Origin of the sequence: Streptomyces bottropensis ATCC 25435 (genome assembly GCF_000383595.1) — a bacterium.
In the GTDB taxonomy this organism is placed as follows: domain Bacteria; phylum Actinomycetota; class Actinomycetes; order Streptomycetales; family Streptomycetaceae; genus Streptomyces; species Streptomyces bottropensis.
Genome location: NZ_KB911581.1, coordinates 181517 through 193605 on the forward strand (window position 1 = coordinate 181517; position 12089 = coordinate 193605).

A 12089-nucleotide genomic window follows, 5' to 3' on the forward strand; every position below is an offset into this window, starting at 1 on the left:
TGGGTGGACGCCGCACCTCGGCCCCGCCCCGCCGCCCCGGAGTTGATGTCGGGCCGTTGGCCGGGGCACGCCCCGGCAGGACGCTCGGCCGGAAGTATCCGGCCGAGCGCCTGTCGTGGTCGTATGCGTCACACCGCCTCTGTCATGACGACTCGGCTATGTCCGCTACTTCGTCGCCGTCGGCCTCCTCGACGCCGCCGTCGCCCCCTTCACGTCCGTCAGCGGGCGCAGCCGGTACGTGTACGCGTAGTCGCGGTTGGCGAAGAGCTTGTACTCGTCGTGCGTGTGGGCGCCCCAGCTGTTGTCGCCGCCGACTCCCATCTGGCGGTGGTTGACGCGCAGGACGGGGGTGTCGCGGGGGGTGAGGTGATAGTCGTGGCGCAGGCCCGTCGACAGGTCCTCCGGGGTGAAGTACGAGGCGTTGACCTCGATCAGGGAGTCGCCCGAGACCAGCAGGCCCACCCCGTCGCGGTCGGTGACGGCGGCCCAGCGGACGTCGGTCTTGTTGCCGTTCTCCTGGGGGCGGATGTAGCCCGACCACTGGTCGGCGATCTCGCCGGAGTAGAGGCCCACGTCGGTGCCGTTGTTGCGGTCCCAGTGGTTCTCCTCGGGGCCGCGGCCGTAGTAGTGCAGGCGCTCCAGGCGGCGGTTGAGCAGGAACAGGGTGCCCACCTCCGGGATGTACGGGAGGGAGGAGGCGCCCGGATGCAGGGTGTTGTCGACCTTGATCTCGGCGTTGCCGAACACCGTGTAGGTGGTGGTGTACGTGGACTCGGTGGTCGTCGGGAGCGTGCCGCTGACCTTGATCTCCACGGCCCGGTCACCGAGGGCGCGCACCGTCACGTCGGTGACCTTGCGGTTCGTGCCCGCGTCCCGCCAGGTCTGGTTGCGGGTGTGCTGTCCGTTGCCGTGGTCGTTGTCGGTGGGGGCCCGCCAGAAGTTGGGCACCGGGCCGGAGGAGATCAGCCGGGTGCCGCCCGCCTTGTACGAGGTGATCGTGCCGCTCGCCTTGTCGACGGTGACGGAGAAGCGGCCCGGGTAGCCCTTGCCGGTGACCGTGACGGCCTCGTCGCTCTCCTCGTACCTCAGCTCCGGGACGTCCGCCAGGGGGACGGGTGTCACCGCCGGGCTGCCCGCGTCGACGGGCAGCTGCTGCCGGGCCACCTCGAAGCCGGCCTCGGCCCACGGGGTGTCGTCCTTCGTGGTGAAGGAGAGTTCGAGGAAGTACTCGGTACCCGGAGCGGGGGAGGCGGGAAGGTCGAAGGGGACGGTGATGTCCTTGGTGGACAGGGGCCCCACGTCCAGCTGGTCGCGGGTGAGGCGGCCCTTCTGGACCTCCTTGCCGTCGGCCACCAGCGACCAACCGCCGTCCAGCTCACGGAGGTTGGTGAAGAGGTACTCGTTGGTGAGCGTGACCTTCCTGGAGGTCGGGGTGGTGCCGGTGGCCGGCTTGGCGTGCACGGCCTGGTAGATGCGCTTGACCTCGGCCGCCTTGCCGGTGTGGCCCCGGTCGGCCTTGAGGATGCCGTCCGCGACGAAGGCCCCGTCGTTGGGGTTGTCGCCCCAGTCGCCGCCGTACGCGAGGAACGTACGGTCCTTCGTGCGGCTCTCCGCCACGTCGACCGTCGCCGCGTCGAACCAGAACCGCACCCCGTCGTCACCGGCGCCACGCCCCGCTGAGGCCAGCTCGGAGCCGCTCAGGGCGCGCGCGTACACACGCGCCCGCCGGATCGTGCCGCTGAACTCGCGCGTCGGGTTGTCCGTGTCGGTGCCGAGCGCGAGCGGAGCGACGTTCACGCTGGGCCGCCGGGTCGTGGTGCGGGTCGCCTTCACCTCGCCGTCGACGTAGAGGGTGAGGGACCCGGAACCGGCGTCGAAGACTCCGGCGACGTGGTGTTCGCGGCCGGTCCAGCCCTCGGCCGGGAGCCCCCAGCTGACGCTGACCCACTGGCCGCCGCCGTGGATGAAGAACTCGATGCTCTTCTCGCTCTGCTTCAGGGCGTACTGCGTGTCGCCCTTGGCGATGATCGGCTGGTGGCCACCGGTGACCTTCGGGGTGAACCAGGCCTCCAGCGTCAGGGAGCCGGTGAGGTCCAGGGCCGGGTCGCGGGTGAAGCCGGTGGCGCCGGAGAGGCCCTGGTCGCGGCTGAACGTTCCTGCTGCGGTGAGGAGTTGCCCCTTCAGCCCGCTCGGACCGGCGTCGGTGAACACCTTCAGCCGCGGGATCGGCCAGGTCAGCGACTGGTCGACGAAGTCCCAGATCCAGCCGCCCTGGAGGACGGGGTAACGCCGGACGAGGTCCCAGTACTTCTTGAAGTTGCCGGTCGAGTTGCCCATCGAGTGCGCGTACTCGATCATCACGTACGGCCGGGTGTCGGCGGTGTCCTTCGCCCGCTGCTCGACCCGCTGCGGGCTGTCGTACATCTCCGAGCGGATCTGGCTGATCGTCGGCCGGTCGTCGCCCTCGTACTGGATGACACGCGTCTTGTCGTACGACTCGATCCAGTCGCGCATGGCGACGAAGGTGGAGCCGCCGCCCGCCTCGTTGCCGAGGGACCAGATGACGACGGAGGCGTGGTTCTTGTCGCGGTGGACCATGTTCCTGGCGCGGGCCACACAGGCCTTCGTCCAGTCGGGGTCGTTCCCGGGGAAGCGGTCCCGGATGCCGTGGGTCTCCAGGTTCGTCTCGTCGACGAGGTAGAGGCCGTACTCGTCCGCCAGCTCGTACCAGAGCGGGTTGTTGGGGTAGTGCGAGGTGCGGACGGAGTTGATGTTGAGGCGCTTGATGATGCCCATGTCCTGGACCAGGTCGGCGCGGGTGAGCGCCATGCCCCGGTCGGGGTGCATCTCGTGGCGGTTGGTGCCCCGCAGGGAGACCGGCTTGCCGTTGATCCGCATCAGCCCGTCCTTGAGCGCGAACTCGCGCAGGCCGACGCGGTGGGAGAGGGTCTCGACGACCTTGCCGCCCGGGTCGCGCAGGTGCAGCACGGCCGTGTAGAGGGTCGGGTGCTCGGCGGACCACAGCTCGGGGGACGGCACGGCCCTGGCGGCCTGGACGGTCACGTCCTCACCGACGGCCGAGGCGCCGACGGTGACGGACTGGACGAGGGGGCGTGACCAGACGGCGTGCCCGCCCGCGTCGTAGAGCTGCGTCTCGACGGAGTACGCGCCCTCGTGCCCGGCCTCGTACGCGCGCACGCTCGCGGTGACGGACAGCTCGGCGCTCGTGTAGCCGTCGGCGAGCGGGGTGTCCAGCTTGAAGTCGCGCAGGTGCACGGCCGGGGTGGAGTAGAGGTAGACCGAGCGGAAGATGCCGCTCAGCCGGATCATGTCCTGGTCCTCCAGCCAGTCGCCGTCCGAGTACCGGTAGACCTCGACGGCGATCTGGTTCGACCCGGGCTTCAGGTGCTGGGTGATGTCGTACTCGGCCGGGTCGAACGAGTCCTCGTGGTAGCCGACCAGTTCGCCGTTGATCCACACGTAGTGGGCCGACTTGACACCCTCGAAGTGCAGGAAGGTACGGCGGTCGCCGGCCGTCCAGTCCTTGGGGAGCTGGAAGGAACGGCGGTACTGGCCCACGGGGTTGTAGCGGGTCGGCGCGTTCGGCGGCTGTGCCTCCTCACCGCCGCCGTTGGGGCCCCACCAGGGGTAGGTGATGTTGATGTAGATGGGGAAGTCGTAGCCGTGCAGCTGCCAGTTGGACGGCACCGGGATGGTGTCCCAGTCGCTGTCGTCGACATCGGTCCTGTAGAAGTCCTCGTCCCGGTCGCCCGGCCGGTCGACGTACGCGAACCGCCACTTGCCGTCGAGGCTCAGCCGGTACGGGGAGCGGGTGCGGTCGCCGGCGAGTGCCTGTCTGACGTCCGCGTACGGCATGAGGGTCGTGTGGGGCGGTTCGGCGCCGACCTGGAAGAGGGCCATGTTGCCGGACCACTCGGGGGTGCCGTCGGCGGCCGTCCCGGTGAAGGGGGCCGCGTAGGCATCGCCGCCGGAGAGGGCCAGGGCGCCGAGGAAGGCGGCGCCGCCCTCCAGCAGACGGCGGCGGCTCATGACGGGGCGGGCGGCGGCGGGGGAGCCTGTGTGCGGGTGCTGCTGTGGCATGTACCGGGGCCTTCCTCGACGACATTGGGGAGTGCACGTGCTGAGGAGCGTCGGATGGTGTCCGAAGTTGTTGAAAAACCGGGCCCACCCTAGGACTTCGAACAGAACGGGAGCAATGAATCTGTCGCACTTTGTGCGGTCGTGAGGTGCGGTCGTGCGCGTGCGGGGATGACGGCCACGTGGGTGCGTGTGCCGGTGTCGCCCCCGGCCCCGACCCGTCGCGCCGCTTACGGTGCCCCCATGGTGGCGGGTGTGGTGTGGGCGTTGTGCGCGGCGGTGTGCATGGGTACGGCGACCGTGCTGCAGGCGCTGGGCGCGCGGCGGGCGGCGACGAGGGACGACGGGCGCGGCCGGGGGCGGACCGTGGTGGAGGTGCTGCGCGGCTGGCCCTTCCTCGCCGGGGCGGGCCTCGACACGGCGGGCTTCGCGGCACAGGTGGTGGCCCTGCGGCTGGTGCCGCTGTTCCTGGTGGAGGCGGCGGTGGCCGCCTCGCTGGCGGTCACCGCGGTGGTCGGCACGCTCGTGCTGGGACTGCGGCTGCGGCGGGCCGAATGGGGCGCGGTGGCCGTGGTGTGCCTGGGGCTGGCGACGCTCGCGGTGTCCGCCGGGCGCACGGGTGACGGACACGGTGACGCCGGGCTGCGGGTGGCGGTGCTGGTCGCGTCGGTGCTGGTGGTGGCGGGCGGCTGGGCCGTGGGCGGCCGGCTGCGGCGGGGCCGGGCCGTCGTCCTCGGCGCGGCGGCGGGCCTCGGCTTCGGCCTCACCGCCATCGCCGTACGCCTGCTCTCGGACGCGACCGTCCCCGCGATCCTGGCCCAGCCGTCCGCCTACGCCGTCGTCGTCTCCGGCCTCGGCGGCTACCTCCTCCTCGTCCAGGCCCTCCAGTCCGGCTCGGTGACGGCGGCCACGGCGGCGATGGTCATCTGCGAGACCGTCTGGCCCGGCGTGTTCGGGGTGGTGTGGCTCGGCGACTCGACGCGGGACGGGTACGGGTGGCTGGCGGTGATCGGGTTCGTGGGGTGCGTGGGGGGCGGGGTGGCGCTGGCTCGGTTCGGGGAGGCGGGGGGGACCGTGGAGTCCGGGGGCGAGGGTGGGGCTGCCGCGCGCTGATCCCTGGCCCAGGGCGGCTTCGGGTCGGTACGGGTCCAAGGACTCGGCGGCGCCCCGCACGCGTTGGCCGGCCGCGCGCCCCGCGCGCCCCGCGCGCCCCGCGCGCTTCGGCCGGTGGGGCAGGGGCGGTTGCGTAGGTACCCCTGATCCACCCGGGGCGCCGTAAGGACGACCGCGACCCGTGCGGCCGTCGGCGGCAACCTTCCCGGGGCCGGTGGCGACCACACCGTGAAGTGAAGGCACGTGAAATCCCGCCCCCACCAAGGGAGTTCACCATGCGCATTCCACGCCCCATTCGCCCCCCACGCCCTGCCCGCACCCCACGCACCCGCATCGCGAGCCTGTTGACCGTGCTCGTCGCCGTTCTGGCGGTGCTGCTGGCGCCCGGGCTGACGACGCCGTCCGTCGCGCAGGCGGCGAACGACCGGGCCGCCACCCAGGAACGGGCCGAGGCGGCGGCGGCCGTCTGGAACCCGCCCTCGAACCTGGTCCAGCCCCTGGGCGAGGTCTGGAACCACGTCGAGTCCACCTACGGCGACCTCTACGGCTTCCGCAACTACGGCTGGGACCAGGTCATGGCCAACCGCGGCAGCGTCAACTACTGCGTCCGCTGGGAGTCGGACCAGCCGGTCAGCACCGCCCTGCGCGACCAGATCCACGCCGCGCTGAAGAAGCAGTTCGGCAAGTGGATGGCGGCCATGGTCGACAACGGTCAGGGCCACAACGCCTGGCCGTACACCAACGTCCCCGTCAACATCGTCGGCTGGGCGGTGAAGAACCGCTCCACCCTCCAGTGGACCGACAACTCCGTCGACATCTACACCAACATGCTGGACGGTGCCGGAGCCCCGCAGTGCGCTCCCGACTGCGGCCGCTTCTTCCACCAGGACGGCAACTACTCCCGCTGTCCCGGTGGCACCGCCCGCCACTACGACCAGTCCCTCTGGCTCACCGAGGGCTTCGGCGGCGGCGCCGGCGGTGACTGGGGGCAGCGCATGGGCCGTTCCTACTTCACCGGCGCGCTCGGCCAGGAGAACATCCACATCTATCTGCACGAGGTCGGCCACACCTTCGGCCTCGACGACTTCTACGACTGGTCCCCCACCGGCCAGTGCTGCTTCCTGATGAAGGCCGGCAGCGCCACCCAGATCACCGAGTTCGACAAGTGGATGTTCCGCGACTTCTGGCGCCATCTGAAGTCCCGCTACGGCCTCTGACACCCATCCGTCACCGACGTTCGCGGGGCCGTGACAGATGTCATGGCCCCGCTGTGAAGGCGCTCGTCCACAGGAACGATGTGGCGCCCACCGGCTGTTCATGACAATCGCCTTACGGGACGCGGGAGTCGACCGCCCGGGTCCGCACAGACGTCAGGGCACGTCAGGAACATCGGAAACGAGGGACAAGCCGTGCGCATCACCCATCTCGTGGGGACCGCTCTGGGCACCACACTCCTGCTCGTCACGGCGGTACCGACCGCCTCGGCCGCGCCCACGGCCGCAAACACGACCGGCAAAACGGCCCCGGGGCAGGGCGGACTGGACCGGGCCGAACTGCGCGACACGCTCGCCGCGATCCCCGAGGCCGGGATGTACGGCACGTACTCCTCGGTGCGGGACGGCCGTGCGCGCTGGACCGGCGCGGCGGGTCTGGCCGACGTGGACACCGGCCGCAAGGTCACCCCGAACATGCGGCACCGTGTCGGCAGCATCACCAAGACGTTCACCGCGGTGGCGATCATGCAGCAGGTGGAGCGGGGCCGGATCAGCCTCGACGCCCCGGTGACGCGCTATGTCCCCGAGCTGTTCAAGGGGAGAGGCACCGACGCGAACGCCCGGGAGCGCGGCGACGCCATCACCGTACGCATGCTCCTCAACCACACCAGCCACATCGGCGACTACGTCCTCGGCGCCTTCCCCTCCCTTCAGCAGAACTCCACCGCCAGCCTCGACGAGGGCCGCTTCCGCTCGATCAGCCCCCGGGAACTGGTCCGCCTGGGCCTCGCCGCCCCCGCCACCGGCAGCCCCGGCGCCCAGCCCGGCTCGTACTCCAACACCAACTACGTCATGGCCGGCCTGATCCTGGAGAAGGTCACCGGTCAGAAGGCGTCGAGGTACCTCACCCGCAACGTCATCGAGCGGGCCGGGCTGGGCGACACCTCGTTCCCGCGCACCCCGTACATCAAGGGCCCGCACTCCAGGATGTACGAGTCGTTCTACGGGCTCATCGACCCGCCCCGCGACTACAGCGTCTACGACATGTCCTGGGCCTCCACCGCCGGGGCGATCGTCTCCACGACCGACGACCTCAACCGTTTCTACCGCCTGCTGCTCACCGGCCACCTCGTCGGCCGGGCGTCCCTGGCGGAGATGCAGCGCACGGTCCCGGTGGAGCTCGGCCCGGGCTCCGCCATCGACTACGGCCTCGGCATCTACCCCCTCGACCTGCCCGGCTGCGGGCGTTTCTGGGGCCACGACGGCGGTGTCTTCGGTGCCGGCACCATCAGCTTCACCGGCGCGGACGGCAAGCGCCAGCTCTCCATGGGCTACAACCTGATGAAGTACCAGCGTCTCAACGAGGACGGTACGGAACTGGAGCCGAGCCCGATCGACGAGGCGCTCATCATGCACATGGTGAAGGGGCTGTGCCCGTCGCTGGACACGGGCGAGGAGCCGGGCGAGGGCTCCGGGGCGGCGATGAAGTCGGGGATCGCGGCGGCGGACGTCCGGCGGATCCTTCCGAACGGCCTGCCGGGCGCGGACCTGGCCACCGGGAGCAGCCCGATGGCCCCGAGCCCTTTCATGACCCCGAACCGCTGACCCCGTCCCGGGGTCTGCCGGTCCCGGGGTCCGCGACCCCGGCCGCCGGTGGGTAGAACGCTTCCGTAACCGCCCTCGCACCTCAGGGAGAGTAGCGTTTTGCCCACCTTCGTCATCTTCGACCTGGAGTTCACGACCTGGCCGGGGGCCATGGACCAGCACTGGTCGGCCCCCGGCCAGCTGCGCGAGATCGTGCAGATCGGCGCGCTGCGGCTGAACGAGGAGTACTCCGTCGTCGAGACGTACGACGCACTGGTCCGGCCGGTGGTGAACCCGGTCCTCTCTCCGTTCCTCACCGCCCTCACCGGTATCGAACAGGGGGCGGTCGACCGGGACGGTCTCGCACCGGCCCGGGCCCTGAGCGACTTCCTCGCCTTCTGCCGGGGACGGTCCGTCCTCTCCTACGGCAACGACATGCTCGTCCTCGGCGAGAACATCGGCTGGGCCCGGGCCCGGGGCGAGGAGATCGAGCACAGTGCCCTCACCCCCGGCTTCGTCAACATCCGGCCCTGGCTGAACGCCGCCGCCCCGAACACGGCGGGCGTCAACTCGGGCCGCCTGTGGCAGGCCCTGGGCCTCCCCCGCCCCGCCACCGAGGGCGACGAACACTCGGCCCTCTTCGACTGCCACTCCATCGCCACGGCGCTACGGCATCTGGCGAGGACGGGGGCCGCCCTGCCGGACGGTCTCCTCCACGGGGGCTGATCAGCTTCCGAGGCGACCGGCGAGGCGGTCCAGCTCCTCGCCGATCGCCTCGCGCAGCTCGTCGTGGCGCGGTCCGAGCGCGGACCGCTCCTCGCTCCACCGCTCCGGCGGATACCGCCACACCGGCCTGCCGACCAGCTCCGGCGGCTCCCACGCGTAGCGCGGCCACACATGCGCGTGCAGAAACGGGTCCCTGTTCCCGAGGATCTCCAGGTTGACCCGCCGGAACGCCGGATCCAGCCGCGCGCAGGCCCGCTCGACGGCCTCGCCCAGCCGGTCCATGTCGGCCAGGAACGCCGTCCGCCTCGCCGCCGGCAGCTCCGACAGCCGCCCCACCGCCGGATCGTCCACGAGCAGCACGCAGTACCCGGGCAGGAACTGGGTGTCCCCGATCACCGCGAACCCGGCCGTGAGCCGCCGCAGCACCGTCGGGTTCTCCCCTCGAAGCGCGCTGCCGATCCGTTCGTTTCGCCACCCTTCAGCCATGGCCGGTGACTTTACAATCGCCGTCCCACCGCCCCACCGTCCCGCCACCCCGCCGTCCAACACCCAGACATTCAGGAGCTGTTGTGTCCGACGAACCCGCTGTCCGTGAACTCCGTCTGGTCGTCACCGCCGCCGACTACGACGCCGCGCTGCACTTCTACCGGGATGTGCTGGGACTGCCCGAGCGAGCCGCGTTCTCGTCCGACGGCGGGCGGGTGTCGATCCTCGAAGCGGGCCGGGCGACGCTGGAGATCACCGACCCCGACCACGCCGAGTTCATCGACGAGGTGGAGGTCGGCCGCCGCGTGGCCGGGCACATCCGGGTCGCGTTCGAGGTGGACGACTCGACCGCGATGACGGCGAGACTGGCCGCGGCCGGCGCCGAGGTGGTCGCGGAACCGACCCGCACCCCCTGGAACTCCCTGAACGCCCGCCTCGAAGCCCCCGGCGACCTGCAACTGACCCTGTTCACCGAACTCGGCGAGTCCGAACCGGGCGACGGGGGCGTGTAGTCGGGCATGTGCTCACCGTCGAGGTGAGTAGACGTACTCATGTGCGCGGTGTGCGGTCTCCGCCACGATGCGTGCATGCGACCAAGATCCCTTTCAGGTAGGAAGTCCGTTCTGGTGGCGGTGCTCGGCTGCGCCGTCCTCTCGGTGGGCGGCGTCCGGAGCGCCGTCGCGAGCGACAACGATCCGGAGGCCCGATTCCGCGTTCTGGCGACCGCGATCACGCAGAGCTGTGGTCCGGTGCGCGTGGACCGCGTCACGGCATCCGTGTCGCCGTCGAAGGCGGCTTCGGCTGCGGCGGCAGCGGCGGCGTCCGCCTCGCGGTCCGCCTCGTGGTCCGCCTCGCGGTCCACCTCGGTCCCGGAGGTGCCGCTGGGAGTCGTCGAGGCGTGCGCCGCGCGCGTGCACGTCCAGCGTGTCGACGACGCGTTCGAGAGCACCGGGACGAGCGGCTATCGGGCGATGCGCGACAAGCTGACGGAGCTGGGCTACCCCGCCTCGCGGATCCACCGCATGCCGGACGTCTTCTCGGACACGCCCCGGGCGAGGCTCGACCTGCGGGTGGACGGCGGTCATCTGGCCCTGGACGTCACCGACTACGGCGCCAACGTGGTCGTCGAGGCGTTCGGTGCCCCGGCGTCCACGGGTGTGAGCGTGACCGATGTGCGGCGGACCCCGATCGTGGACCGGCCCACGTCCTGAGCGTCCGGCACGGGGGTGGGGGCGGCGGACGTGAGGGCCGTCACCGGGAGCGGCTTTGCATGATCATGCATTGGCATGCATAATATTTCTATGTCCAAGGTCCTCACCTCTCTTCCGGCCGGCGAGCGCGTCGGCATCGCCTTCTCGGGCGGGCTCGACACCTCGGTCGCCGTCGCGTGGATGCGCGACAAGGGTGCTGTCCCCTGCACCTACACGGCTGACATCGGCCAGTACGACGAGCCCGACATCGCCTCGGTGCCCGGCCGCGCGAAGACCTACGGTGCCGAGATCGCGCGCCTGGTCGACTGCCGGGCCGCGCTGGTCGAGGAGGGCCTGGCCGCGCTGACCTGCGGCGCGTTCCACATCCGTTCCGGCGGGCGGGTGTACTTCAACACGACCCCCATCGGCCGTGCCGTCACCGGCACGCTGCTGGTCCGGGCGATGATGGAGGACGACGTCCAGATCTGGGGCGACGGTTCGACCTTCAAGGGCAACGACATCGAGCGGTTCTACCGCTACGGCCTGCTGGCCAACCCGCACCTGCGGATCTACAAGCCCTGGCTGGACGCGGACTTCGTCACCGAGCTGGGCGGCCGCAAGGAGATGTCCGAGTGGCTGGTCGCGCACCAGCTGCCGTACCGGGACTCCACGGAGAAGGCGTACTCCACCGACGCCAACATCTGGGGCGCCACCCACGAGGCCAAGACCCTGGAGCACCTGGACACCGGCGTCGAGACCGTCGAGCCGATCATGGGCGTCCGGTTCTGGGACCCCTCGGTCGAGATCGCCACCGAGGACGTGACGATCGGCTTCGACCAGGGCCGCCCGGTCACGGTCAACGGCAAGGAGTTCGCCTCCGCCGTCGACCTGGTGATGGAGGCCAACGCCATCGGCGGCCGCCACGGCCTCGGCATGTCCGACCAGATCGAGAACCGCATCATCGAGGCCAAGAGCCGCGGCATCTACGAGGCCCCCGGCATGGCCCTCCTGCACGCCGCGTACGAGCGCCTCGTCAACGCCATCCACAACGAGGACACCCTCGCCCAGTACCACGCCGAGGGCCGTCGCCTCGGCCGGCTGATGTACGAGGGCCGCTGGCTGGACCCGCAGGCCCTGATGATCCGGGAGTCCCTGCAGCGCTGGGTCGGCGCGGCCGTCACCGGTGAGGTCACCCTGCGTCTGCGGCGCGGCGAGGACTACTCGATCCTCGACACCACGGGCCCGGCGTTCAGCTACCACCCGGACAAGCTGTCCATGGAGCGCACCGAGGACTCGGCCTTCGGCCCGGTGGACCGGATCGGTCAGCTCACCATGCGCAACCTCGACATCGCCGACTCGCGCGCCAAGCTGGAGCAGTACGCCGGTCTCGGCCTGATCGGCACCGGCAGCCCCACCATCGGCGCCTCCCAGGCCGCCGCCACCGGCCTGATCGGCACCATGCCCGAGCTGCCGCAGGGCGGCGCCGAGGCCATCGCCTCCCGCGGCGAGGTCTCCGAGGAGGACGCGCTGCTGGACCGCGCGGCGATGGAGTCCGGCACGGACTGATCAGTCCGGCCCGGACCGATCGCCGGGACGACGGCACCGCACCACGAGGGGCCCGCGCGACACGTCTGTTGTCGCACGGGCCCCTCGCGCATGCGCCGACGGCCACGCGGTC

9 protein-coding genes are annotated in these 12089 nt (G+C 70.9%); 7 read left to right on the forward strand and 2 right to left on the reverse strand.

The genetic code is table 11. The features are described from left to right. Positions 1 to 165 precede the first annotated feature (165 nt). Entirely contained in the window at positions 166 to 4101 is a 3936-nt protein-coding gene (locus tag STRBO_RS0100830) for a glycoside hydrolase family 2 TIM barrel-domain containing protein (RefSeq protein ID WP_005483248.1), read from the reverse strand. A gap of 240 nt (positions 4102 to 4341) precedes the next feature. On the opposite strand from STRBO_RS0100830, the gene STRBO_RS0100835 reads away from it, so the two are divergent. The 4 genes from STRBO_RS0100835 (at position 4342) to STRBO_RS0100850 (ending at position 8735) form a co-directional block, all read left to right on the forward strand. Next, a complete protein-coding gene (locus STRBO_RS0100835) occupies positions 4342 to 5211 on the forward strand; it encodes a DMT family transporter (protein ID WP_005483249.1) in 870 nt (289 codons plus the stop codon). Between the two features lie 344 nt (positions 5212 to 5555). Next, positions 5556 to 6428, forward strand: a complete 873-nt coding sequence (locus tag STRBO_RS0100840) for a hypothetical protein (protein WP_005483251.1) — start codon at positions 5556 to 5558, stop codon at positions 6426 to 6428. Positions 6429 to 6620: 192 nt separating this feature from the next. Then, positions 6621 to 8030, forward strand: coding sequence for a serine hydrolase domain-containing protein (locus tag STRBO_RS0100845; RefSeq protein ID WP_005483253.1), 1410 nt, complete (start codon positions 6621 to 6623; stop codon positions 8028 to 8030). A 99-nt stretch (positions 8031 to 8129) separates the two neighbouring features. Further along, positions 8130 to 8735, forward strand: coding sequence for a 3'-5' exonuclease (locus tag STRBO_RS0100850; protein ID WP_005483254.1), 606 nt, complete (start codon positions 8130 to 8132; stop codon positions 8733 to 8735). Here the strand turns inward: STRBO_RS0100850 and STRBO_RS0100855 are convergent, their stop codons facing one another. Continuing rightward, entirely contained in the window at positions 8736 to 9221 is a 486-nt protein-coding gene (locus STRBO_RS0100855) for an HIT family protein (RefSeq protein WP_028796401.1), read from the reverse strand. An 83-nt stretch (positions 9222 to 9304) separates the two neighbouring features. Here STRBO_RS0100855 and STRBO_RS0100860 point away from each other — a divergent pair, with 83 nt between their 5' ends. The 3 genes from STRBO_RS0100860 to argG all read left to right on the forward strand — a co-directional run bounded on the left by STRBO_RS0100860 (position 9305) and on the right by argG (position 11977). Beyond that, a complete protein-coding gene (locus STRBO_RS0100860; protein WP_005483264.1) occupies positions 9305 to 9733 on the forward strand; it encodes a VOC family protein in 429 nt (142 codons plus the stop codon). Positions 9734 to 9808: 75 nt separating this feature from the next. Next, positions 9809 to 10432, forward strand: a complete 624-nt coding sequence (locus tag STRBO_RS0100865) for a hypothetical protein (RefSeq protein ID WP_202500235.1) — start codon at positions 9809 to 9811, stop codon at positions 10430 to 10432. Positions 10433 to 10522: 90 nt separating this feature from the next. After that, positions 10523 to 11977, forward strand: coding sequence for an argininosuccinate synthase (gene argG / locus STRBO_RS0100870; RefSeq protein ID WP_005483267.1), 1455 nt, complete (start codon positions 10523 to 10525; stop codon positions 11975 to 11977). The last annotated feature ends 112 nt before the right edge of the window (positions 11978 to 12089 follow it).

Excerpts from the sequence above, each read along its gene's own strand:
- STRBO_RS0100855 (WP_028796401.1), bottom strand. The coding sequence starts at position 9,221 with ATGGCTGAAGGGTGGCGAAACGAACGGATCGGCAGCGCGCTTCGAGGG.
- STRBO_RS0100865 (WP_202500235.1), top strand. The coding sequence starts at position 9,809 with ATGCGACCAAGATCCCTTTCAGGTAGGAAGTCCGTTCTGGTGGCGGTG.
- STRBO_RS0100830 (WP_005483248.1), bottom strand. The coding sequence starts at position 4,101 with ATGCCACAGCAGCACCCGCACACAGGCTCCCCCGCCGCCGCCCGCCCC.
- argG (WP_005483267.1), top strand. The coding sequence starts at position 10,523 with ATGTCCAAGGTCCTCACCTCTCTTCCGGCCGGCGAGCGCGTCGGCATC.
- STRBO_RS0100835 (WP_005483249.1), top strand. The coding sequence starts at position 4,342 with ATGGTGGCGGGTGTGGTGTGGGCGTTGTGCGCGGCGGTGTGCATGGGT.